Source organism: Candidatus Borrelia fainii, assembly GCF_027925085.1.
GTDB classification, from domain to species: domain Bacteria; phylum Spirochaetota; class Spirochaetia; order Borreliales; family Borreliaceae; genus Borrelia; species Borrelia turicatae.
Genome location: NZ_AP027073.1, coordinates 16177 through 42063 on the forward strand (window position 1 = coordinate 16177; position 25887 = coordinate 42063).

Annotated in this window: 23 protein-coding genes and 2 pseudogenes; 20 read left to right on the top strand and 5 right to left on the bottom strand. The window is 28.6% G+C overall.

All coding sequences use genetic code 11. The features are described from left to right. Nucleotides 1–3: 3 nt before the first annotated feature. Nucleotides 4–567, bottom strand: coding sequence for a hypothetical protein (locus QMG63_RS05360; protein ID WP_281862399.1), 564 nt, complete (start codon nt 565–567; stop codon nt 4–6). A 95-nt stretch (nt 568–662) separates the two neighbouring features. Here QMG63_RS05360 and QMG63_RS05365 point away from each other — a divergent pair, with 95 nt between their 5' ends. From QMG63_RS05365 to QMG63_RS05380, 4 genes are all read left to right on the top strand, one after another. After that, nucleotides 663–1910: an ankyrin repeat domain-containing protein gene (locus tag QMG63_RS05365; RefSeq protein WP_281862401.1), complete on the top strand. Its 1248-nt coding sequence runs from the start codon at nt 663–665 to the stop codon at nt 1908–1910. A 130-nt stretch (nt 1911–2040) separates the two neighbouring features. Then, entirely contained in the window at nt 2041–3693 is a 1653-nt protein-coding gene (locus QMG63_RS05370; protein ID WP_281862402.1) for a PTS transporter subunit EIIC, read from the top strand. 160 nt (nt 3694–3853) lie between these two features. After that, nucleotides 3854–5485 (top strand): PTS transporter subunit EIIC, encoded by a 1632-nt coding sequence (locus QMG63_RS05375; RefSeq protein WP_281862404.1) that lies wholly within the window; start codon nt 3854–3856, stop codon nt 5483–5485. An 84-nt stretch (nt 5486–5569) separates the two neighbouring features. Continuing rightward, complete coding sequence (locus QMG63_RS05380; RefSeq protein WP_281862405.1) at nt 5570–5851, top strand: acylphosphatase; 282 nt, start codon at nt 5570–5572, stop codon at nt 5849–5851. Here the strand turns inward: QMG63_RS05380 and QMG63_RS05385 are convergent. From QMG63_RS05385 to QMG63_RS05395, 3 genes are all read right to left on the bottom strand, one after another. Further along, entirely contained in the window at nt 5826–6278 is a 453-nt protein-coding gene (locus tag QMG63_RS05385; protein WP_281862407.1) for a hypothetical protein, read from the bottom strand. The two genes, QMG63_RS05380 and QMG63_RS05385, sit on opposite strands and share 26 nt — an antisense overlap. Nucleotides 6279–6382: 104 nt before the next feature. After that, on the bottom strand, nt 6383–7732 hold the full coding sequence (locus QMG63_RS05390) for a protelomerase family protein (RefSeq protein WP_281862409.1): 1350 nt from the start codon (nt 7730–7732) through the stop codon (nt 6383–6385). A gap of 139 nt (nt 7733–7871) precedes the next feature. Continuing rightward, entirely contained in the window at nt 7872–8504 is a 633-nt protein-coding gene (locus QMG63_RS05395) for a hypothetical protein (RefSeq protein WP_281862411.1), read from the bottom strand. Nucleotides 8505–8739: 235 nt separating this feature from the next. On the opposite strand from QMG63_RS05395, the gene QMG63_RS05400 reads away from it, so the two are divergent. From QMG63_RS05400 to QMG63_RS05415, 4 genes are read left to right on the top strand one after another with little or no spacing between them, the layout of a single operon-like run. Then, the gene (locus QMG63_RS05400) at nt 8740–9684 is read left to right on the top strand and encodes a plasmid maintenance protein (RefSeq protein WP_281862413.1); all 945 of its coding nucleotides are present in this window, start codon (nt 8740–8742) and stop codon (nt 9682–9684) included. Between the two features lie 51 nt (nt 9685–9735). Continuing rightward, nucleotides 9736–10275, top strand: a complete 540-nt coding sequence (locus tag QMG63_RS05405; RefSeq protein ID WP_281862415.1) for a DUF226 domain-containing protein — start codon at nt 9736–9738, stop codon at nt 10273–10275. Continuing rightward, nucleotides 10251–11012, top strand: a complete 762-nt coding sequence (locus tag QMG63_RS05410; protein WP_281862417.1) for a ParA family protein — start codon at nt 10251–10253, stop codon at nt 11010–11012. Before QMG63_RS05405 ends, QMG63_RS05410 begins: the two co-directional genes overlap by 25 nt. 58 nt (nt 11013–11070) lie before the next feature. After that, the gene (locus QMG63_RS05415; RefSeq protein WP_281862424.1) at nt 11071–11625 is read left to right on the top strand and encodes a chromosome replication/partitioning protein; all 555 of its coding nucleotides are present in this window, start codon (nt 11071–11073) and stop codon (nt 11623–11625) included. 529 nt (nt 11626–12154) lie between these two features. Here QMG63_RS05415 and QMG63_RS05420 read toward each other — a convergent pair. Then, nucleotides 12155–12670: an oligopeptide permease-like protein gene (locus tag QMG63_RS05420; RefSeq protein ID WP_281862419.1), complete on the bottom strand. Its 516-nt coding sequence runs from the start codon at nt 12668–12670 to the stop codon at nt 12155–12157. Between the two features lie 607 nt (nt 12671–13277). Between QMG63_RS05420 and QMG63_RS05425 the strand changes: the two genes are divergently transcribed. From QMG63_RS05425 to QMG63_RS05485, 12 genes and pseudogenes are all read left to right on the top strand, one after another. After that, nucleotides 13278–14216 (top strand): variable large family protein, encoded by a 939-nt coding sequence (locus QMG63_RS05425; RefSeq protein WP_281862310.1) that lies wholly within the window; start codon nt 13278–13280, stop codon nt 14214–14216. A 322-nt stretch (nt 14217–14538) separates the two neighbouring features. Next, a pseudogene (gene bdr, locus QMG63_RS05430) lies at nt 14539–14872 on the top strand (Bdr family repetitive protein). 241 nt (nt 14873–15113) lie between these two features. Continuing rightward, on the top strand, nt 15114–16064 hold the full coding sequence (locus QMG63_RS05435; protein WP_425592814.1) for a variable large family protein: 951 nt from the start codon (nt 15114–15116) through the stop codon (nt 16062–16064). A gap of 679 nt (nt 16065–16743) precedes the next feature. Next, entirely contained in the window at nt 16744–17346 is a 603-nt protein-coding gene (locus QMG63_RS05440; RefSeq protein WP_281862308.1) for a Vsp/OspC family lipoprotein, read from the top strand. A 290-nt stretch (nt 17347–17636) separates the two neighbouring features. After that, nucleotides 17637–18500 (top strand): P12 family lipoprotein, encoded by an 864-nt coding sequence (locus QMG63_RS05445; protein WP_281862306.1) that lies wholly within the window; start codon nt 17637–17639, stop codon nt 18498–18500. Nucleotides 18501–18643: 143 nt separating this feature from the next. Next, nucleotides 18644–19217, top strand: a pseudogene (gene thyX / locus QMG63_RS05450) (FAD-dependent thymidylate synthase); the annotation flags it as partial. 48 nt (nt 19218–19265) lie between these two features. Further along, nucleotides 19266–19853, top strand: coding sequence for a Bdr family repetitive protein (gene bdr, locus QMG63_RS05455; protein WP_281862303.1), 588 nt, complete (start codon nt 19266–19268; stop codon nt 19851–19853). Between the two features lie 221 nt (nt 19854–20074). Next, nucleotides 20075–21070, top strand: a complete 996-nt coding sequence (locus QMG63_RS05460) for a variable large family protein (RefSeq protein WP_281862301.1) — start codon at nt 20075–20077, stop codon at nt 21068–21070. A gap of 682 nt (nt 21071–21752) precedes the next feature. Further along, nucleotides 21753–22394, top strand: a complete 642-nt coding sequence (locus QMG63_RS05470; protein WP_281862299.1) for a Vsp/OspC family lipoprotein — start codon at nt 21753–21755, stop codon at nt 22392–22394. A gap of 277 nt (nt 22395–22671) precedes the next feature. Then, entirely contained in the window at nt 22672–23565 is an 894-nt protein-coding gene (locus QMG63_RS05475) for a P12 family lipoprotein (protein WP_281862297.1), read from the top strand. A gap of 139 nt (nt 23566–23704) precedes the next feature. Beyond that, nucleotides 23705–24529 carry an FAD-dependent thymidylate synthase gene (gene thyX / locus QMG63_RS05480; protein ID WP_281862296.1) on the top strand — a complete coding sequence of 275 codons (825 nt, stop codon included), beginning with the start codon at nt 23705–23707 and terminating at the stop codon, nt 24527–24529. Nucleotides 24530–24628: 99 nt separating this feature from the next. Continuing rightward, complete coding sequence (locus QMG63_RS05485; protein WP_425592813.1) at nt 24629–25195, top strand: hypothetical protein; 567 nt, start codon at nt 24629–24631, stop codon at nt 25193–25195. The last annotated feature ends 692 nt before the right edge of the window (nt 25196–25887 follow it).

Consider the following 25887-nt stretch of genomic DNA (forward strand, 5'->3'; position numbering starts at 1 on the left):
AACTTATTGATTGGAAAAGCTTTTAAGTATGTTTTCCAACTTTCGTTTAGCAAAAATTAAAGCATTCTTATCTTGAATAAACATATCTAAAAAATCTTTTCTAAGTACAATCCAAGATCTATTATCCATATCTATTTTATAATAAGGAAAATTTATTCTTAAAGGAAATTTTTCTTTAATATTATGATCATCTAAATACCTCAAAACCTCGGATTTAAAAGACAAACCTTGAACCACACTATACGCTAAGATAACTTTATATAATCTTTTATTATACAAATAAAGACTCTTAATATATGCAACATTATTATTATAACTAGACTCAGAAATATAAACTGAACCCTTTTGTTCACCTTTCAAAATATCAAAATTACACTTAGAATCATTAAAATTTGTATATTTACTTAGATCAGATTTTGAAATTCTAAGCTCAGGATATATCATCAAAGCTTTTAAAGCTAATAAATCTAAATTATCTTCCTCTCCAGATTCATCCAGTAAAATTGTGGAACAACTTAACAAAAATATAAAAATAAAAAATACACAAGAATTTAAAAATATACGCATACAATCAATCTGATTATACTTTTTCGCAAAAACAAAGTAAATAAAATAGATCTGTTTTGATATAATAATATAAAAATTAACTTAAAGGAACTTAAATGAGTTATTATGCATTAAGCAAAATATTTATGTATCTTGGATATATTATTATAGGTATTACATCCTTTACCATCTTTAACAAAAATTTAAGAGTAAAGATTAAGAGTAAGATAAAAAAGTTTAATTCTCTATATTACCTAACGCTATTTGTCCTTTTTATAACCGCTTCTAACTTGTCTTATTATTTCTCAGAAAAACAATTACTAGAAAATTTCCAAACATTCAAAGAAGATTTCCTTGAAGTACACAAAATTAATGCAACATTTTTACAAATGTATCTCTCAAAATTACAAGAACCAATAAAAATGGAATTAATGTCAAAACTAACACCAATAAACACCATATTTAATGCTAGTTTTGAAAAATATTCAAAAAATATAAACAAACCAGTAGATGATATCGTAAAAAATTATAATGCCTATATTAAAGCAATGAACACAGAAATTAAAGACAGGATTGCAAAATTAGAGGAAAACACTCTACCAATGTATAACAAATACAAACTACCTAACTTAGATAATAAAATATCAGACATAGGCGTTGATAAAGATGGAAATATCATTCCCGTACTTAAAGACTCAAAAGGTCAAATAACAGATTTATTATTTTACGATCAAAACTACAATTTAATTCCATTTAAAGAATATCAAAAACATGAGGTTAAATTTGAGATCATCAAAGATGATAACAATTACTTCAAAGAACTACTAAATGTCTACTATCTTGATTCAAATAATACTCAAGTTAACATTGATTATTATAAAAATAATATTGATACAATTCCCTACTATATAGATTTAAAAGAGAATAAAGATAATTTTCTAAAGAGTATTAAACTTAAAAATGAATATAAAACATACATCGAAAAAAAACGTAAGCTCAAAGCATTAGTAAGCAATGATAATTTAGACGAATTTAAAGTCTTTTTAGAGCAAAATCCAAACGCTTTTTCATTAAACACAATATTCTCCGATGGAAGTCCTCTATTCATTCACGCAGTAAAATCAAAATCCAAGAATATAATAAATTATGCAATGTCAAAAAATTGCAACATCAACTTAACAGATCAGGAAGCCAAAACCGTCCTCCACAATGCCATAATTAGCGGATACAACATAAACTTCATTAAATCTCTTATAGAAAAAGGAGCAAATCCACATATAAGAGACTTAAATAAAAAGTTAGCATCAGATTATGCTTCCAAGAACGGAGAAATCTATAAATATTTAAACACTATTACACAATAAATAACATTGATAACTCTTCAAATATAATAAAAATAATTAATTATTAATTATTATCACTTTAAATATAGTATATATTAATTAATTTAATTAATATATACTATATTTAAAGTGAGCACGAGGAGAATTTATTATGATTACCACTTCAAACAAATTTGCTATTTTGCAAAAAATCGGTAAAGCTTTCATGTTACCAATAGCCCTTCTACCAGCAGCCGGACTTTTGCTAGGAATTGGTGGTGCACTTACCAATGAAACAATGATTCAAGCTTATAGCCTTGAAAATACTTTGGGACAAGGAACCCTTTTAAACATTATTCTATCAGTCATGAGAGATACTGGTGGTGTGGTATTTGAAAATTTACCGCTAATATTCTCATTAGGTATTGCAATTGGTCTTGCAAATGTAGAAAAAGGTTCTGCGGGCATTGCTGGAGGAATTGGATTTTTAATTATGCATAAAGCTATAAACAGTACCCTTTCAATACAAGGAATAACTACCGAAACAGTTAATTCTGCATATTTAATGACAACAGGACTTAATGAAGCACAAGCTGTTGCAAAATCATTTGAATATACAAATGTACTTGGCATGCATACTCTTCAAATAGGAGTACTTGGGGGCATGATCTCAGGGTTCATTGCTGCATATCTTCACAACAAGTACTACGATATTAAGCTACCTCAATTTTTAGCATTCTTTGGGGGAACAAGATTTGTCCCAATAGTTACAACCGTAACAATGTTAATTATTGGTATAATGCTTGTATTTATTTGGCCTCCCATACAAAGCGTAATTGCCATGACAGGTAAAATTGTAGAACAATCTGGTTACTTTGGTTCATTTTTATTTGGCATAATTGAAAGAGCACTAGTTCCAACAGGCCTTCACCACATATTTTATATGCCATTTTGGCAAACACCTTTAGGGGGAACAATGGAAATTAATGGAGAACTAGTCTCAGGTGCACAAAAAATATTTTTTGCACAACTTGCAGATCCAAACTTCTCGGGACACTTTGAAGTTACAAAAGGAACAAGGTTCTGGGTTGGAAAATGGCCAGGACACGCATTTGGACTTCCTGGAGCAGCACTTGCAATGTGGTGGGTAGCAAAACCTGAACGCAAAAAAGAAATGACAGCATTCTTAGGTTCTGTAGCATTCACATCATTCTTAACAGGAATAACAGAACCCATTGAATTTACATTCCTTTTTGCAGCCCCCATTTTATTCTTTGGATTTAACGTCTTTATGTACGGCATGGGGTTTGTATTGATGCATCTTTTAAATGTTGGAGTAGGAGTAACATTTGCGGATGGATTTATTGACTACCTCCTTTACGGAATACTTCAAGGAAATGAAAGAACAAGTTGGATAAACATACTCTACGTTGGAATACCTTATTTCTTTATATATTTTTTTGTCTTTAAATGGGCTATAGTCAAATTTGACTTTAAAACTCCAGGCAGAGAAGACGACGGGGTAACTGCTACAAGGGCAAGCTCAAAAGAAATACTTGATAATTTAAGAGAAATTACAACTAAAACCATCAAAGGCCTTGGGGGAATTGCTAATATCAAATACAACAGTGCCTGCATTACAAAACTTAGAATTGAAGTATATGACATCAATCTTGTTAAAGATAATGCTTACTTTAAATCACTTGGTGCTAAAGGAATTATAAGACAAGATAAAGGATTACAAATTATATTTGGTGTTGTATCAGATAATATCAACACAGAAATAGAAAAAATTATTAAAGAACTACAAACATCTCAACAATGAAAACTTAAAAGGAATGGGTGGGTACCACTCATTCCTTTATAATAATTTTGTCCTTAATTTTATTTACAAGATTGACAAATATTGCTAATATTAATCATATAATATAATTAAAAATGTTAATTATATTAAATTTTAACAACAATTTAAGGGAGGGGATGTTATGTCAATATCACCAGGATCTATATTTACAACACTACAAAAGGTAGGGAAAGCTTTTATGTTACCAATAGCTCTTTTACCAATAGCTGGTCTTTTATTAGGAATTGGTGGAGCACTTACCAACAAAACAATGATTCAAACTTATGGAATTGAAGACATACTTGGAGAGGGAACTTTAACAAGTGCAATACTATCTTTAATGAAATATACAGGTGAAGTAATTTTCGCAAACTTACCTTTAATGTTTGCAGTGGCAATTCCAATTGGATTGGCAAAAGCTGAAAAAGGAACAGCGGCTCTTGCTGGAGTTGTAGGATTCTTAGTTATGCATCAAACTATAAATGGAATTCTATCTCTTCAAGGCATTAATGCTTCAACCGTAAATGTAGAAGCATTAATAGCAATTGGAACACCTGAAGCAGAGGCAATCTCAAAAAGTCAAGAATACACAAATGTACTTGGAATCTTTTCTCTTCAAATGAGCGTAATGGGAGGCATGGTAGCGGGATTTATTGCAGTAATGCTTCATAACAGATTGCATAATATCCAGCTACCAGTATTTTTAGCATTTTTTGGAGGATCAAGATTCATTCCCATCATCACCACGCTCGTAATGTTCACAGTAGGAATAATTTTAACATGCATTTGGCCAGTCATTCAAGGAATGATGATCTCATTTGGAAATATTATAGAACAATCTGGATATTTTGGTTCATTCGCATATGGAGCAATAAAAAGGTCTTTAATACCTTTTGGTCTTCATCACATATTTTATATGCCATTCTGGCAAACATCTTTGGGTGGAACAATGGAAATTAATGGAGAACTAGTCTCAGGTGCACAAAATATTTTCTTCAAACAACTAGCAGCTCCTAATACTGTACATTTTGAAGTTACAAGAGGAACACGATTTTTTAGTGGTGAATTTATAGTAATGATTTTTGGACTACCTGGCGCTGCTCTTGCAATGTATCATACCGCAAAAAATGAGAACAAAAAAAACGCAGCTTCTCTATTATTATCAGCTAGTTTCACATCAATGCTAACAGGAATAACAGAACCTCTTGAATTTGCATTCCTTTTTGCAGCTCCTGCCCTTTACTATCTTGTATATGTTCCTTTATTTGGATTGGCTCACCTATTAGCACATGTTTTCAATATTGGAGTTGGATTAACATTCTCTGGAGGATTTATTGATATGTTCCTATTTGGAATACTGCAAGGTAATAGCAAAACAACTTGGATAATGATTCCTACTATTGGAATATTTTATTTCATTGGATTTTATTACATTTTCAAACTTGTAATTGTAAAATTCAATCTAAAAACACCAGGCCGTGAAGAAGTAGAAGAAGAAGTTACAAAAATAAATCCACAAAAAACAGCAATATCAGAAATTGCCAAAAAAGTACTAGAAGGACTTGGGGGTAGAGACAACATCACATATCTTGACGCATGTGCATCAAGACTAAGAATAAACGTCAATAAAATGGAACTAGTTAAATCCGTCACTTATTTTAAATCCATTGGAGCAAGCGGAATGCTTAAAAAAGGAAATGCTATCCAAATTATATTTGGAGGATTATCTGACAATATAAGAATGGAAATGGATAAAACTTACATCAATTCTTAAGAAAGCTTTAAGAAAATAAACTAACAATAAGAGGGGTTTATTTTAAAAAAGCTCCTCTTATATTTTATAAAAAAGGATAAAAATATGCACAAATACCAATACCTCATTTCTGGTAAAGTACAAGGCGTAGGATTTAGGTTCTTTACAGAACAAATCGCAACTAAAATAGCAGTCAAAGGATTTGTTAAGAACTTAGATGATGGAAAAGTTGAAATAGTAGCTTTTTTCGATAACAAAGAACAAATTAAATTATTTGAAAACAATTTAAAAAAAGGCAACGGTTACTCAAAAATTGAAAACATAGAAAAAAAAATTTTAGACGAAAGATATCCCTTCGATTTTAAGAACTTTTGTTCCTATTACTAACATTTTTATTAATCTTACCCTTAATTACTTTCATTTTACCAATTTTTGCTTTAGTTCCACCCTTATTTGCAAAATTAAGGGACTTTGAATCAGATTGAAAGAAACGTTCAACCCTGAATTTCAAAAAGTCTAATGACTTTTTATCCTTACAAAAAATATTTAGATTGCCATCCGAAAATTTAATGTCAAGACCATAGTTAATTTCTGTCCTTAAAAAATTACAAGAAATAAATTCTCCATTTAATTTACTTCTTTTAAAAAGGAAAAAATATTTCTTACCTCTCTTAGAGTCTCTAAAATCAATTTTTAACCAATCTTGCATCGGTTGAATTGAAACCAAACTATCATAAAGATAGGAAATATAAATCATTCTATTACCATCGACACTTAATGTCTTCTTAAAAAAATAAAGAAATCCTGTATCCATACAATTAACAAATATATTACAAACCAAAATATTTTAAAAAAAACTCTAAATTAGTCAAAATAAATATTAAATATCAAAATAAAATTAACTCTTTTGCCATATAACTAAACATCATATTCAAAAATCAAGGCTAAATACTCACCAAGTTTTGCATAATTATAATTATAACCATATTTTTGCTTGAAAGACTTACGAATTTTAACATTAAGACCCCTTAGCATTTCCAATTTTTCTAAACCATCTTCAATCATCAGCTCTTTAATTATATGCAAAGTTTTGACATAATTTTCATCCATCATACCACACTCTTCTATCAAAGCATTTAATCTTTGCATAGTAACAACAGAATATGTAGTCTTTCTCCTAACATACGTGTATATCCGTCTTTTAATCAATTTAAGCAAATCAATATCAGCACTATCATCTAAGTTTTCCAAGATATAACGATTGTAATGAAAAGCAGTTATTATATCATCATGCTCATGCCCTAAAACCGTGGTTATCCACAAATTGAGCTCCATATTTTTTGGAGCAAATGCAAGGTAAGAAAACCTACTATAAAGCCTTCGACAAAAATAAACTGACTCTTCAGGCTCAAATATATTTTCAAAGATCTTACGAAATAGTCTATTATAACTATAAGCAAGATTTGAAGATATAATTTCTTTTGAAAGTTTTTCTGTCCTCTCCATATATCTTATCTCTTCTATTGAATCAATAATCAATTTAGAATCAGCAAAAGTGGGAAAAACAATTTCATGAATTAAATTATGCTCTTTTTTCTTTGCAATATGCTTCATGAAAATATGTTCACTATCTTCAACATAAAATTTAGATATTTTCATTATTTCAATAGGACGCCGTCCGGTTGCCATTAATACTCCATAAAACTTTAACCTGATATCCCTCTTTTGAGTCAACAAAATATTTATTATCTCAATATAAGTTTTTAAGTTTATCTTAACCGATATCTGCTCTCTTCTATAACTATTAATTTTTGAAATCTTATAATGATGGGAATAATTATTTAACCATTCAGGACTTTTAAACAAACTTAGGAAAGACTCAAAATAAACCTTTTTACCTAAAATATTATTAGAAACCATCAACTCCTCAATTCTACATAAATCTTTTATATCGATATTAGATAGTGCCTTTACTTTTTTAGGAATCCAAAAAAACAAAAGCTTATTTTTTTGTCTTATATCCTCAATCACTGAAAGATTGATATATTCCTTTATTATTTTACGGGTTTTAGAAAAATTCAATATGATTGAAAGATTAGTAAACTTATCCTTCCTTAAGAGAATACTCCTATGTTTCTCAGCAAGAGTACTCAAACTCTTATTTAATTTAGAATATGAAATCTCATATTTCAAATACTTAACATATATTGCTTCCAAGTCTTTTCTAAAAAACTCAAGCTCTTTTTTTATATTAACCTTCAAAGACATACTAAATAAATTATAGCAAGAAAAAATAATAAGAACATCTATTTAAACTACTATCAACTTATAAAACAAAAACAATCTATTCAACATATATTTAAATAAAAGTTATAATAACAAAAAATTACCAATAAAGCTCCTATTATTACATAAATATCTCAATAGCCTTAAAAACATAGTAATAGAGAACAATATATGCCTCTCTTAAAGTAGAATACTTGGAACTTCCCACAAAATACATAAGTTCACTTGTACTTGAATTAATATCATCTTCATGATTTCTAATCTCAAATTCACGGTTAATCTTTTTTATATGCTCTAAACTAAAAGTATAAGTAGAAAATTGGTTATCATCAGCCATATCAAGCCCACTATTCAACACAATTTCTCTCTTAAATATTCTTTTAACTTGAAACTCAAATGAATTGGGAGGAATAGCATTAAAAAAATCAAACTTAAATCCAAAATCAAAAATAAACCCAAATTTATAATCCAATAAACCTGCAACTTTTGAATATAAAATTATCTGCATCTCAATATTTTTCATACCTTTATCCAATATAAAGTAATAAGAGTAACCATTAATATCCTTAACAGAATCAAAATACTCTTTATAATGAACTCGGGTTTTAAATTTATTACCGCCCAAACATTCATAACCTGCAATTTCCAATTTTATTGATTCTTCTAAAGGAAAAAAAAATTTTGATGCAGTATCAAAATTGCAAGAACAAAAGATGAAGATAAAAAGTAAAAAAATTTTATGAATTATTTTCAAAAAACCCTCATGATAAAACCTATCTATTCTTAAAAAAGAATATTTAAATATTTACTTAATAATATATTAAACAATTTACAAACAAAAACAACATTATTTTAATAATATTAAAATAAAACAATATAAAATAAATTTAAGGTATGAATGTATTATCTAAAGACTTTACTTTTCTCCAATATTTAATTAAAATATCACTAGCGTTTTAAATATAAAGATCAAACGATAGGAGTTTAAAATGAGACAAGAAAAGACCAGTAAGATGCCATTTAACAAAGTAGTAGATCGAAGATTAAAGGTGTTTTGGGTAATTCAAAAGTTGCAACATAATTATTTCACAAATAAGAGAAGGTATTCTTTAAGAAATGTTGTAATGATGGTAAATTCAATTTTAGAAAAAAAAGGATTTAAAAAAGTAACAAAAAGGACTATACAAAGCGATATTAAAAACTTTGAAGAAATTGGTCTGTTAAAAATCGACTTTAACCCACTTGGAAAAAACAATGGTAGTTTCACTTACTATATAATCAACAAAACTATTGAAAAAATAGCTAATAAAGCAATAAGCCAAGCTTATTTTACTCAAAATAAAAAAAACACAGATCAAGCAAGAGATAATGCTATTAAAAAAGACAAATTGAAAGAAAAAAATCAACAATTCAAAATTTCACATCAGATATTTTCACATCTTTTAAGTTATATGAAAAGTAAATATAATAAATATAAGAATTCTTCTAATTTGAAAGACATTAAAACTGAAGAGAAAAAGTTAGAGAAAATCATACTAAAAAAGTTTACAGGAATAAAAAATGAAGATCTAAGTGAAATGAAAAACATTGTAAAAACACAAATAAGCTATAAAAACACACTATGGAACCTAAAGGATTTCATGGAAGAACTAAGAGAATACAGTGAAGATGATGCAGTAAGATTCTTTAAAAACATACTCAAGAAAAAGAAAGATAAAATATGGTTTATGTCAAAAAAAAATATAAATACGGATTTTAACACGATTATAGGAGAATTTAAAGACAAAAATAAAACCAAAGCACAAAAATTATGTCAAGATCGAGAAAAAATAAGGAAACCAAAGATGAACTACATAGACAATCCTAATGAAATAGTAAATGCTAGCAAATTGATAACAGAAATTATGAAAACAGGATTACTGGTTTCTAATTAGGGAAATATGAAAAAAGTGGAAAAGGCAACACATGAGTTAAAAGCGAAATTAATGGCGAGAAAGTCAGAACTAGATCAGGAGCATCAGGAGCGTAAAAATTTTTTCAAAAAGATAGAAGAAAAGAACTGTAGGAAAATGTACCACACAAAAATTTTCAGTATGATAAACAATTTCGAAGCAAGACCAAATAAAGGTAAATTTTGGTTATGTTTTAGAAATGTTTTCGATCCTAATAAATATGAAAGTCTTCACTTATTTCATATGAGACAAGGAGACAAATTTATAGGAATTTATTATGGATTTACAAAGCTACCAAAACCATTTATTATAAATTACAAGGAAAATGAAATAAAAAAGACATCCAGAATAATAAAAATTTATTACATTGAATTTAGATTTAAAAAGGGAAGTGTTTTTTGTTATCTGAGAAGTTTACATACACTGTTGAAAGTAAAAAATAAGGAAAGGATGTTTTACAATTCTTTGTTAGATAGAACTTTAAGATTGGAAAGAGAAGTTCACCAATTTTATGGAAAAGAATATCTTGAAGACAAAGGAATATTAAGATGGATAAAAGAAAACCAAAAATAATTACCATAGCTTCAATTAAAGGAGGTGTTGGTAAAAGTACAACTGCTTTGTTTTTTAGTAATATTCTTTCAAGTAAAAAATACAAAACACTATTAATTGATCTAGATCCACAAGCCAGTGGTACGAGTTTTTACATTAATCTTATAAAGAGTCAAAATATAGATATAAAGAAAATTAATATATACAGAGTGTTAAAAAAAGAATTGGATATCGAAAATTCAGTTGTAAAGATTAATGAAAATCTTGATTTTATAGCAAGTCACTTGACCTTAAGTCAGTTTAATGAAGAGAGTATATCTTTGAAGGAAAGTTTACTTAAAATATTTTTAAGTTATATACAACACAGGTATAATTTTATCATTATGGATACAGCTCCGACTTTAGGAAGTTTACTAAATAATAGTTTAATAATAACTGATTATCTTATCATCCCTTTACCAACCGATCAGTGGGCAATTGAGAGTGTAGATTTAATAACTAACAGATTGAGGGATATATTTAGAAGTGAATTACCAACTTTTTATTTAATAACGAACCTGATTGAAAGGCAGACCATAGATAAAGAATTAAAAGAATTTATTGAGAGTGAATATAAGGAAAAATTTTTAGGAAGTGTTCCAAAGCGAGATAATTTAAGAAAAACTATTTTTTACAGAGTTGATTTTAATCCAAATGAAGACTACTACAAAGCTTATAAAGAAATATTAGAAAACTTTTTAAGTAGGATTGATAATTAATAATTGGTTCCAAATGGAACTATTAGTTCCATTTGGAACAGGTTTGATGAGGTATACGATGAATAAGAATAGAAAAATAGAGATAGTTAAAAGAATTGATTTAGAAACGTGTAATTTCAAGTCTTTAAACAAGACAAGAGAAGAGAGATATTTAGAATTAAAAAAGAAGCTTAAGATTTTAATAAAAGAAGAATCCTATAATAAAATAGAAACAGCTAGGGTCTTGAAAGAAATTAATGAAAGTAAGTACTATGCTATTGATGGATATAAAAGTTTCACATCTTTCATCAAGAGCTATAAAATAGCAAAAACTTCCATATATAGATATATTAAGCTAGTTATAGGAATTGATAGTGGTAAAATTGATTATGATTTGATTGTAAATAAAGGTGTAGATTATGCAATTAAAGTTTTGGAAAATAATAATGTCATTAGTGAAAATAATGTCAACCCTTTAAAACCTTTAAGGTTTCAACTAGATGATGAAGAGAGTTTTTATTTTTATAAATCCAACACAAAATTTGCTAGTTTTTTGCTTAAAGAAATATATAAAAATGAGAAAGATTTTTTTAATAAGATGCATGAAAAATATAACAGTCTGAAAGTACAGTAAACCCATTGTGTTTTAATTAGATATTTATGTTGTCTTAGTAAAATATAAAGTTTTTGATAATATTTCTTTAAAATAGCATAAAAACTTTTGAAAAAGACTTTACAAAAAGATAAAATAGTTTATAATTATTCTATAGACTGAGATTTAAAGTCTCACTCTTATTGTTTGATTAGAATAATAGGTTGGCTACAATAGGTAGCCTTTGTCATTTTATCTTAAATACATAGATTTTAAATTGTTTGTATAATTCGTTATTTTGTTTCAGTTTTTATGTAAGATTTTTAATTTTATAATAAACTTATATATCTTGTATGTTAATTGTTTGATTGAAAGAATATTTTTTGGTTTCTTTGTAAGAATGTAAGAATTTGTTCTTAATTTTACATTAATCTTGCTTTGAAGGCCACTTTTTTGTAAGTAAGTTTTATATGAAATTTTACTAATTGATAAGGATAATAAAAGAGCTTTAAAACTAACGTTAGGAGATATATCGTTAATTTTAAAGCTTTGATTATTATTTTTGAGTATTTTATTTGTCAAGATGTCGTTTTTTGGTATACTGCTTTTCAGTTGCGTTTAATTTTAATAAAAAATCCCGAATTTTGGCTTTATTGACTTGCAACGTTTCTAAACCAACTTGGATTTTAATATTTTCTTTGTTATATACATATTCATCTTCATTTAAAACTTTCTCTAGCATAGTCTTGTTTAAGCTGAAAGAGGATGTGTTGACCCATTTTTCAGATGAAGATTTATTATCGTATTCATAGCTTGTTTTACCTTCTATTTTGGTACCATCTGGTAGTGTTAATGGGGTTTGTTTGATTATGCTATGGTTTCTTAATTTAGTATACAAAAATATTTGTGTTGTGTTGTTTTTATGGTCAATTACACCTTTTAATTCTAAGTTTTTATTTAAATATTGATATATTCTTGTTGTCTTGTTAATTTTGTCATATTCTTCGTCCTTCAAGGAAGAACACGCTGTAATTAAAAAAATTAATAAAATTTTTGTTAATTTTAGGTTTTTGAAAGAAGATATCACATTTCCCCCTTTTAATATTATATATGGTATATTGTTTGCTATTTACGGTTTTTGTAAATAGCAATTATTTTTTATATTTTATTGTTTAAATATAATATACTTTAATAAATTTGAAAAACAAGATAATAAATTTTAATTTAAAATTTAATGAAACTTTGATAAGATTGTAACTGTTTTTAACTTATTCCCGGAGGAATCATTTTTTTTGCAATATTATTAAATTTGTCTGTTCATTTATTAATGGTAATATCAATGTTTTGTTTTGAGTTTGATTTGTAAAATCATTTTCTTTGTTTGAAAACATGGTTTTTGTTTTGATGTATTCAGTTTTAATTTAGAGTTTTATGAATGTACTCATTTTTTGATGAACCTATCTGTGTTTTTTTCTTTGGGAAAGGTTTTGAGGAAAAAAAGATAAAATCCTACTTTTTAGTAAGTAATGAAGGGAAAAGTTTCATCGGAAAGTTTTGTATAGATATTTTAATGTTTGGGCTTTGTTTTATTTTAAATCGTAATTTAGTTAGATATTGATAATATTTTTTTTATAAAAAATTGAAAAATCGAATTTTTGAAATAAAATTTTAGGTTAATAAGGAGGCACGTAATAATGAAAAGAATTACTTTAAGTGCGTTATTAATGACTTTATTTTTACTTCTTAGCTGTGGGAGTGGCAGTGCTAATGTTGAGGATCCTAAGAGTAAATTTTTAAATGTGTTTACGTCTTTTGGTGATATGGTAACTAATGCTTTTGGCATTAAGGCAGATACTACGAAAAGTGAGGTAGGGAAGTATTTTGCTGCTATTGAAAAAACTATGATATCAGTAAAAAAGGAGTTGCAAGACGCAGTTGCTAAGAATGAGAATTACTCAAAAGTTAAATCACTTGTTGATACATTGACTGGAAAATTAAAAAAGATCGCAGAAGGGGCTAAGACCGCTGGTGAGGCTATTGGTTCTGATTCTAATGACCCAATTGCTAATGTTGCTGCTCATGATGCTGCTGCAGGTGTTGCTGGTACTGGCGTCAATAACTTAGTAAAGGGCATTAAAGATATTGTAGATGTGGTACTTGATGGAAAGGGAGATGCTGAGGCTGGTGATGATAAAAAGGCTGAAGATGGTTCTACTGCAAGAACAGCTGCTGATGGGGCAGGAAAACTATTTGCTTCTGATAATGCTGGTGCTGCTGATAGTGCAAAGAAGTCCGCAGCTGATGCTGCTAAAGCTGTTGGGGCTGTAACTGGTGCTGATATTTTAAAAGCTATGGTTAAAAATGGCGCTAGTGCAGCTGCTAATGCTGCTAAGGCTAATGCTAAAGATGCTACTATTGCAGGTGCTATTGCTTTAAGAGCTATGGCTAAGGGAGGTAAATTTGCTGGTCCTAGTGCTGCTGATCAAGGAGCTGTTGCTCCTATAGTTAAAGGTGCTGCTGTAAGTGCTGTTACTAAAGCATTAAATACTCTTACCATAGCAATAAGAAATACTATTGATAGTGGTTTAAAGTCAATAAATGATGAACTAGCAAAAGGTACTATTACACCTTAAAGCTCAACTGGTGGACAATAATAGAGAATTATTAATAAAACATACATAACTAAATAAAGTCATTTGAGGGAAACTCTTCTTTTCATAAGAATTGTTTTCCTTTTTTACTATCTGTAGTAATACTTAGGTCTAAATAATATTGGTAACAATCCTTTAACAACAGATTGATGGTACGATTGCATTTGAGTTTTTTGATAAACTAAAAAAAAATAGACTAAATACTTTATTTATACTTAGGGATTCTTTTAAATCACGTTTTACTTACATAACTTCCCTATAACATTTAACATATTATGTTATAATTATATATAAGGGTATTTTTATGGGACTTGCACAACCAGTAATTACTCAACAAATGGTTATAGCTGAACTTAACTAGCGCTGGTATTAATAGAGATATTGCTATTGAGCTTGCTTACATATATTATAAAAATGAGTTGAAATCCGATATTAAAGACCTGGATAATAAAATTGATACTGTTGAGAATAATCTTAATTCCAAAATAGATACTAAATTCAATGAACTTGATAATAAGATTGATGTTAATAAAATGGAACTTAAGACTACATTAAAACTTCATGGTTGGATGTTTGGAACCCTTATTACACTTAATATAGGAATATTTTTAGCATTAATGTCATTATTAGTAAAGTAAATTTATTTAATTAGCCTCTTATTTAATTGACCTTCTGTCAATTATTTCTTTTAGTCATTTTTTTACAAAAATCATTTAAATCATTTAAATTCTTGTTGACAACAATTCATACATACTAGTTGTTTCCATTGTTTTTAGTCTTTGCAAATATTACAGTATCTATGTTCTTAAGCTTTTATTTTGCTTGTCAAAGCTTGTTAACCATCTTGCCCCCTTTAAGTTAATAAGGAGGCACGTAATAATGAAAAGAATTACTTTAAGTGCGTTATTAATGACTTTATTTTTACTTCTTAGCTGTGGGAGTGGCAGTACTAATACTGAGGAGCTTCAGAGTAAATTTTTAAATGTGTTTACGTCTTTTGGTGATATGCTTGGAGGTGTATTAGGGTTTGATACTACTGCTAAGAAGTCTGATGTTGCAGCTTACTTTAAAACCGTTCATGATACTGTACAAGGTACAAAGACATCCCTTGATAAGATTTTATCTGATATGCAATCTGGGAAGTATCCTAATGCTGCTACAGCTGAGAGGGCTGTAAAAGAAGCTATTGAAACTCTTAGTAAGATAATTGATGGTGCTAAGACTGCTAGTGAGGCTATTGGTTCTGAGGGTACTGAGCTACTTGGTAATGTTGCTGCTAATAATGCTGGTGCTGCTGGGACTAACGTCGATAAACTAGTAGAAGGAATTAAAAGTATTGTAGACGTGGTACTTAAAGATAAAGGTAAACATGATGCTGGTACTGAGAAAAAGGCCGATGATCTTGCTGCAAGAACAGCTAATGCTGAGGGTGAAGCAGGTAAGTTATTTGCTTCTGATAATGCTGGTAATAGTGCTGAAAATGCAAAAAAAGCTGCAGCTGATGCTGCTAAAGCTGTTGGGGCTGTAACTGGTGCTGATATTTTACAAGCTATTGTTAAAAATGGCACTAATGCAGCTGATGATGCTGCTAAGGCTAATGCTAAAGATGCTACTATTGCAGGTGCTATTGCTTTAAGAGCTATGGCTAAGGATGGTAAGTTTGCTGGTAAGTCTGATGCTGCTGAGTATGCTCCTGAAGTTAAAGGTGCAGCTGTAAGTGCTGTTACTAAAGTATTAAATACATTAACTATTGCTATAAGAAATACTATTGATAGTGGTTTAAAGAAAATAAATGCTGAACTAGCAGCTGACGCTAGTGGAAAGCAATAAGGATTTATTAATAAAACATACATAACTAAATAAAGTCATTTGAGGGAGACTTTTCTTTTCATAAGAATTGTTTTCCTTTTTACTATCTGTAATAATATTTAGGTCTAAATATTATTGGTAACAATCCTTTAACAACAGATTGATGGTAAGATTGCATTTGAGTTTTTTGATAAACTAAAAAAAATAGACTAAATACTTTATGTTATACTTAGGGATTCTTTTAAATCACGTTTTACTTACATAACTTCCCTATAACACTTAAAATATTATATAATAATTACATAAGGAGTATTTTTATAGGACTTGCACAACCAGTAATTACTCAACAAATGGTTATAACTGATCTTAACTAGAGTTGGTATTAATAGAGTATTGTTATTGAGCTTGCTTACATATATTATAAAAATGAGCTTACTTATAAAGATATTAAATATTTAAAAGACTACTTTTAACCTTAAGCTTGAAAAGGTAGAAGCAACATTAAAGTCCAATATTAAAAGACCTGGATAATAATAATTGAATTTCTGTCAATTATTTTTTTTATAAAAATCACTTTTGTTGATTGTTTAATTACACACATTCTTTGAAATATTACAGTATCTATGTTCTTAAGCTTTTTTATGTTTATCAAAGTTTGTTAGCTATTTTCCCCCTTGAGTTAATAAGGAGGCACGTAATAATGAAAAGAATTACTTTAAGTGCGTTATTAATGACTTTATTTTTACTTATAGGATGTAATAATGGAGGAGCTACAGGAGAGATGGCAACAACTTCTGATGGGTCAGTAATTGATTTAAAAAAAGTAAGTACAGACATAAAAAATGCTGTTGTTTTTGCAGAAAGTGTTAAAGAAATAGAGACCTTAGTTAAGTCCGTAGACGAGCTTGCTAAAGCTATTGGTAAGAAAATTCAAGCAAATGGTCTTGCTGCTGATGCTGATAAAAATGGTTCTTTAATTTCAGGAGCATTTCAGATAATATCAACTGTAAAGACTAAATTGGAAGCATTGGAACAAACAGTTGGGCTTCCTAATGAATTAAAGGCAAAGGTTACTGTTGCTAAAGATGCAAGTAAGAAGTTTTTAGATAAATTGAAAGAAGAAAATGCTACTGATGATAATGCAAAGAAAGCTATAGATAGAAATAATGCTACTAAAGATAAAGGAGCTCAAGAACTTGGTGAGCTTAATACAGCAATTGATGCTTTGTTAATAGCTGCTGATGATGCAGTAAAATCTGCAATGGCAGGTCTTACAACTCCTAAGGCAGAAAAAACTAACTAGAAAATGAATAATTTAATTAATTATTATAAGATTAGTTTTTTTATTAAAAGTAAATAACTGAAAAATAAAGTCAATAAAAAGAAAGCTAGGAGCGGTATGGCTCTTAGCTTTTGATTTTTTATTGTATCTTTGTAAGATTCTTATGTTCTCTTTTAAACAATTACAAATTACACTGATTGTAGTAGTATTTTAAGAGGTTCTTTTTGTGCTTTTATTTTAAGTGTACTACATTTTATGGTAGTTGTTATGAATTAAAAGTTAAGTAGGGTTATAACCTGCTAGGGGGCGATATGAATAAGAGTATTTTGCCATTATTTGTTTTAATATTTTTAAGTTTATTTTCATGTGATATAAATACCCTTAATGAAATGATGCTCAAATCAAGAGAAAAATATTTAAAACAAAGCAACAAGGTAGAAGATTTAAATCCTAAGGATGGAAAGCAAGAAGGTGAATTGGAAGAAGGCGTAAAACATCAAGTGGTTCAGGACTTTCCTTTAGCGCCTGTTAATAATATGAATAAAGAGATTCCAGTTCCTCAAAATTTCCCATACTATCCTTATCAAGAAGAAATAGATATAAAAGAAGAAGATTTAGTTCCAAGTACTAAGGAAGAAAAAGATGCACAAGTAGAAATTGAAAAGGTAAAAAGTGTTCTTAAAGACTATGGATTTGCTAAATTAATTGAAGACGCACGTGAACTTAAAGATAAATATGAGCAGTTAGAATCTAATTTTTATAGTACACTTTCAGCTCTCAAAAATAAAATAGGAAGTTATTCTAAAGAGAATAAGACAGAAAAACGGAAACTAATTCAATTGTTCAATCAGTTAAATGAAGAAAGGTCTCATGTTGATAGGTTGAGGATTCAAGTTGATAATGGTCTTTACGAGAGAATATCTGCAAAATCCTTTTTTGAGAAATCTCAAGACACTTTAAAAGAAGCTATTACCAAGAGATTAAAAAATTCAAAAAATTGGAGACATAGATTATCTTATGTACCAGCGCAATTATCTGGAATTGCACGAAGTGATGCAGAAAATGCTTTAACTCAATTAGAATCTTCTTCTTCTAAGATAGGTGAAGCAATGGGACGAAAGAAAGATATAGAAAATCTTATCCAAGATGCTAAGTCTTATTTAGAGAGTCTTTAATAGTAAAAGATCAGGTAAAGGTACTTTAAGATACCCTTTAATACCTAATGTTTAAAAAGGAGAGTCTTCTTTTAAATGGAGCTTTCTTAAATTTTATTTAGATAAGTTTCTAAAAATAATTATCTTTGGAAGTTGTTACTAATATGGAAAGAGAAGATTTATTAAATAAGGATTATAGAGTTTTTAAATAAGGGCTTTATAAAGATTATTGATTATATGGGTAGTGATGATAGGATCGTTCAGGCTGCAAGAATTTCATATCGCAGTGAAAGCATTAAAAGAGACAATAATGAACTTATTGATTATTTAATACGAAATGAACATACAAGTCCATTTGAACAAGTTGTCTTTACCTTTTATGTTAAGGCTCCCTTATTTATTGCAAGACAATGGATGAGACATAGAACAGCTAGGATTAATGAAGTATCTGGTTCTTATAGTTTAATGAGAGGAGAATTTTATCTTCCAGAAGATATACAAATTCAAGAGCTTGATAGTAATCAATGTGTGAATGAAAAAATGGAATCTCCTCAATTTACTAAAGATATATTACTTGAGTTAGAAAAAAGTCAAAAATATTGTTACAAGCTATATCAAGATATGATTAATTGCAATGTTTTAAAGGAAATATCTAGAATAGTTTTACCTTTAAGGTTATATACTAAATGGTATTGGCAGATTGATTTAAAAAATCTTTTTCATTTTATAAAGTTAAGATTCCTATAACACTTAACATATTATATAATAATTATATAAGGGGATTTTATGGGACTTGCACAACCAGTAATTACTCAACAAATGGTTATAGCTGAACTTACTAGAGCTGGTATTAATAGAGATATTGCTATTGATCTTGCTTACAGATATTATAAAAATGAGCTTACTTATAAAGATATTGAATATTTAGAGACTACTTTTAACCTTAAGCTTGAAAAGGTAGAAGCAACCTTACAATCCGATATTAAAGACCTTGATAATAAAATTGGCAACGTTAAAAATGAGTTAAAATCTGACATTAAAGACCTGGATAATAAGATTGATACTGTTGAGAATAATCTTAATTCCAAAATGGATGCTAAATTCAATGAACTTGATAATAAGATTGATACAGTCAAAAATGAGTTAAAATCTGACATTAAAGATCTGGATAATAAGATTGATACTGTTGAGAATAATCTTAATTCCAAAATTGATACTAAATTCAATGAACTTGATAATAAGATTGATGTTAATAAAATGGAACTTAAAAGTACATTAAGACTTCATGGTTGGATGTTTGGAACCCTTATTACACTTAATATAGGAATTTTTTTAACATTAATGTCCATAGTCTATTCATTGTTGAATAAGTAAATTTGAATTAAGTAAACCTTTTCTTTATTTGACTACATATCAGTTATTTTTTTACCAAAACCAATAAATTATTTTATTAATAATAATTTATCTTTGAGTATTGTTACATTCTCCGAAGTCTTTGTAAATAAAGGTGTATCTATTTTTATTTTCTGTTTTTATGTTTATCAAAGGTTGTTATCCATCTTGCTCCCTTTAAGTTAATAAGGAGGCACGTAATAATGAAAAGAATTACTTTAAGTGCGTTATTAATGACTTTATTTTTACTTCTTAGCTGTGGGAGTGGCAGTGCTAATGTTGAGGATCCTAAGAGTAAATTCTTACAATCCATTATTAGTTTAAGTAATGCTATTGGAGATGCTTTTGGACTTACATCAGTTAAATCTGATGACAATAGAAGTAAAGTTGGTGAATACTTTAAAAACATAGGCTATGGACTTTCAACAACTAATGATAAGTTAAAAAAGCTATCAAATGAAATATCTGAATCAAAAAATTCTAATGAAAGTGCAATTGATGCTGTTAAGGGTGCAATTAAAAGTGCTAGTGATGTCTTTGAAAAACTAATTGCTGCTTTAACTAAACTTGCTGGTGCTACTGGTAATACTGTTATTGGTGATGCTGGTGCTGCTGGTGCTGCTGCTGCTGATAAAGATAGTGTTAATACTGTTATTGGAGAAATTAAAAATATTATTGATGCAGCAGAAAAATCTGGAGTAAATATTGAAAAAGGAAATGCTGGTGCTACAGTAGATAATGGTAATGGACCTAAAGCATTAACAAACAATGCTCAAGCTAGTGAAGGTGATGCTGCTAAGCTAGCAGGTGAAGTTGCTAAAGCAGATCCATGGGCTATGATTGATAAGATTAAAAATTCCGCTGTTGTTGCTGCCCCTGCTGCCCCTGCTGCTGGTGATGATGCTGGAAAATTAGCTACTGGTACTGCTGCTGCTGCAAATGCAGGCACTGCAGCTACTAATGCAGACCTAGCAGCTGCTGTTGCTCTTAAGGCTATGACTAAGGATGGTAAGTTTACTCAACCCCATGCTAATGAGACTGAAGCAGTTAAAGCTGCTGCTGTAACTGCTGTAAATAAGGTATTAGGAGTTCTTGATTTTATAATTAGAAAAACAGTAGCAATCAATCTAGATAAGATAAGAAAAGCTGTTCAGTCTGAAACTACTACTGGAGCAGCTGAAGCTAGTGAAAAGCAATAAGGATTTATAAATAAAACATACATAATTAAATAAAGTCATTTGAGGGAAACTCTTCTTTTCATAAGAATTGTTTTCCTTTTTTATTATCTGTAATAATACTTAGGTCTAAATATTATTGGTAACAATCCTTTAACAACAGATTGATGGTACGATTGCATTTGAGTTTTTTGATAAACTTAAGAAAATAGACTAAATACTTTATGTTATATTAGTTACCTCTTAAATCACATTTTACTTACATAACTTCCCTATAACATTTAACATATTATATTATAATTATATATAAGGGTATTTTTATGGGACTTGCACAACCAGTAATTACTCAACAAATGGTTATAACTGATCTTAACTAAAGCTGGTATTAATAGATATATTGCTATTGAGCTTGCTTACAGATATTATAAAAATTAACTTACTTATTAAGATATTAAATATTTAAAGACTACTTTTAACCTTGAGCTTGAAAAGGTAGAAGCAACATTAAAGTCCAATATTAAAGACCTGGATAATAATAATTGAATTTCTGTCAATTATTTTTTTTACAAAAATCACTTTTGTTGATTGTTTAATTACACACATTCTTTGAAAAATATTACAGTATCTATGTTCTTAAGCTTTTTTATGTTTATCAAAGTTTGTTAACTATCTTGCTCCCTTTAAGTTAATAAGGAGGCACGTAATAATGAAAAGAATTACTTTAAGTGCGTTATTAATGACTTTATTTTTATTTATAGGATGTAATAATGGAGGAGTTAAAAAAGGGGAGGCAACAACTTCTGATGGGTCAGTAATTGATTTAAAAAAAGTAAGTGAAAAGATAAATGATACTGTTGCTTTTGCAGCTGATGTAAAAGAAGTTCATACTTTAGTTGAGTCAATAGATGAGCTTGCTAAAGCTATTGGTAAAAAAATTAAAAATGATGGGACTCTTGAGGATGAGAAAGACAAAAATGGCTCATTGCTTGCAGGTGTACATAGTGTAATATCAGCTGTAAAGACTAAATTGGGACTATTAGAGAATAAAGAAGGGCTTTCTGATGAATTAAAGGCAAAGGTTACTTCTGCTAAATCTTCAAGTAATAAGTTTTTAGAAACAGTGAAAAGCAAACATAATGATCTTGGTAAAAATGAAGTTACTGATGATAATGCAAAGAGTGCTATTGATAGAATTGGACAAAAGAATGGGGATAAAGGAGCTAAAGAACTTGGTGAGCTTCATACAGCAATAAAGACTTTGTTAACAGCTGCTAAGGATGCAGTAACATCTGCAATTACAGCGCTTACACCTGCTAAGGCAGAAAAAACCCAACTAGAAAATAAATAATTTAATTAATTATTATAAGATTAGTTTTTAATTAAAAGTAAATAACTGAAAAATAAAGTCAATAAAAAAAAGCTAGGAGCGGTATGGCTCTTAGCTTTTGATTTTTTATTGTATCTTTGTAAGATTCTTATGTTCTCTTTTGAACAATTACAAATTACACTGATTGTAGTAGTATTTTAAAAGGTTCTTTTTGTTCTTTTATTTTAAGTTTACTACATTTTATGGTAGTTATTATGAATTAAAAGTTAAGTAGGGTTATAACCTGCTAGGGGGCGATATGAATAAGAGTATTTTGCCATTATTTATTTTAATATTTTTAAGTTTATTTTCATGTGATATAAATACCCTTAATGAAATGATGCTCAAATCAAGAGAACAATCTTTAAAACAAAGCAACAAGGTAGAAGATTTAAATCCTAAGGATGGAAAGCAAGAAGGTGAATTGGAAGAAGGCGTAAAACATCAAGTGGTTCAGGACTTTCCTTTAGTGCCTGTTAATAATATGAATACAGAGATTCCAGTATTTAAGAATCACCCATACTATCCTTATCTAGAAGAAATAAATATAAACGAAGAAGATTTACTTCCATTTACTAAGGACGAAAAAGACGCACAAGAAAAAATTGAAAGGGTAGAAAGTCTTCTTAAAGGTTCTGGATTTGCTAAATTAATTGAGAATGCACGTGAGCTTAAAGATGAATATGAACGATTAAGAGTCGATTTGTATAATATACTCTCAAAACTCCAAGAGAAAAGAAGTTTCAAAGGGTTGAGTCTAGGAAGGGATAAATTTAGGAAAAATAGCATGGAGATAGAGAATGTAAATCGTTGGTACAGTTGGGTAAGGGAAGAAGATTCTAATTTTGAGAGGCTTATAAATGAAATTGATATTGCAATACAAGGTATAGGGTCTGCAGAATTTTTTTTTAAGAGAGCACAAGACACTTTAAAGGAATCCATTATCAAAAGATTAAAAAATTCAGCAAATTGGAGACATAGATTATCTTATGTACCAGCGCAATTATCTGAAATTGCACGAAGTGATGCAGAAAATGCTTTACGTCAATTAGAATCTTCTTCTTTGAAGATAGGTGAAGTAATGGGAAGAAAGAAAGATATAGAAAAACTTATTCAAGAAGCAAGATCTGTTCTAGTAGGTTTTAGGAGATAAGAAAATATATATATAAATATATTTTATAATACTAATGTTTGAAAAGGAGAGTCTTCTTTTCAATGGAGCTCTCTTAAATTTTATTTAGATAAGTTTCTAAAAATAATTATCTTTAGAAGTTGTTTTTTTGAATACTAATATGGGAAGAGAAGATTTATTAAATAAGGATTATAGAGTTTTAGATAAAGGCTTTATAAAGCTTATTGATTATATGGGTAGTGATGATAGGATCGTTCAGGCTGCAAGAATTTCATATCGCAGTGAAAGCTTTAAAAGGGACGATAATGAACTTATTGATTATTTAATACGAAATGAACATACAAGTCCATTTGAACAAGTTGTCTTTACCTTTTATGTTAAGGCTCCCATATTTATTGCAAGACAATGGATGAGACATAGAACAGCTAGGATTAATGAAGTATCTGGTTCTTATAGTTTAATGAGAGAAGAATTTTATCTTCCAGAAGATATACAAATTCAAGAGCTTGATAGTAATCAATGTGTGAATGAAAAAATGGAATCTCCTCAATTTACTAAAGATATATTAATTGAGTTAGAAAAAAGTCAAAAATATTGTTACAAGCTATATCAAGATATGATAGATTGCAATGTTTTAAAGGAAATATCTAGAATAGTTTTGCCTCTAAGTTTATATACTGAATGGTATTGGCAGATTGATTTAAAAAATCTTTTTCATTTTATAAAGTTAAGATTGGGATTAAATGAATCGAAAGAAGTTAATGAAAATTCATCAAAAGAAATGCGTGAGTATGCCAATATATTGCTTGATATTATTGAAAAAATTGTGCCAATTGCTGCTAAAAGCTTTAAAAATCATATTTTAAAAGGATGTAGATTTTCTTATGAAGAAATAATGGCAATTTCTGCTGCTTTAGATACCAGTAAGTTAAAATTGGATAGTAAAGCATTAAATAGATTAAAAGATAAGCTTAATATTAAATAGTAAACAAAGTTTCCCCTTTTATTGAATTATTGTAATAATGATATATATTTTATAGAAAATAATTGAATTTTATATGCGGTGACTAAGGATATGAATTTTATGTATAGTAGGTTTGTTTTTATATTTTGTGTGACTTGTTTTATAAGTTGTGATTTATTCAAAAATAATAGTAATCAAGGTCATTTATCGAAAGACCTAGAAAGTATTAATTTAAAATCAGATTGGAAAAGTAATCTTGGACTTAATAAAGAAGAGCTTGATACATTAACTTTTTTTGTCAATGCATTAAAAGATGAATTTACAAAAACATATACTAGCGCAGCTAATTTTAATTTTTATTTAAAAGGAGATGTGTTTAAGATAGAAGAATATATAAAAAGGTTTTTATTAAAACTGAAAGATAAGGGTAAAGTTAAAGAACTGATTAGTTATATTAAATATGGTAGAGACAATTCACCTAATGTAGAGGGTAGAGATGAAAGTCTTAATATAGATGCGGAAGAGCATTATAGACTAGAGAGTAGACTTGCTAGTGTTTTTGATAATTATTTTATGTTCTTAAATTCCCCATCTCCGCTTTTTGGTGGTGATCCTGAAGATAAAGTATTGAATGGTATTAAAGATGTGTGTTATGAGTTTAGAGCTTCACATAAACCTTCCAGATAGGATTTATCTTATATCATGATATAATGTAGGTTCAGCAGTTGATATAATTGATAAGATATTTTGGAAATTATATGTTATTTGCAAATAAACAATCACAAAGATATTATACACATCCTAATGATACTGTTGCGTTTAACAAATTATTAAAATTTTTCCCAAGTCCTTCTTTTGTAAATTTTTAGATGTTTTTTAGCTTTAACTCTGGCAATTTCAAGTGAGTTCAAAGATCGCAATAAACTTTGTAAGAGTAGGAGAAAAGAACTCAGGAATCAGATTAAATAAACTTGAAATAAATAAATGTAATTAACAACATGGTGAAAAGACCAGTCAGTGCTGATCTGTCAGCAGTGTGGATAGAGCAGTCGCTAACTTTTTTGTTGTTTTTTTAAATAACAAATGAAATAGTTAAAATCAAAGTCATTTTGCATTGAAGAAAAAAAAGGCTTCCATTAAGTTTTTAATAACATTATTATCATTTGTATTAATACTTAGTGTATTAAAATTATATGTACTATTGATTAATTGTTTTTTGTGTTATTTTTCTGCTTTCATAGTTTGATTCATCATCGTCTTCTTCTTCATATTCAAACTAAGAGCAAAGCTTTTTTAAATTTTCTATGTATTTATAGAGGTCGAAAAAAAGAAGGTTGTTTAAGTAAAAGAATTATTATTATACAATACAAATATAAACT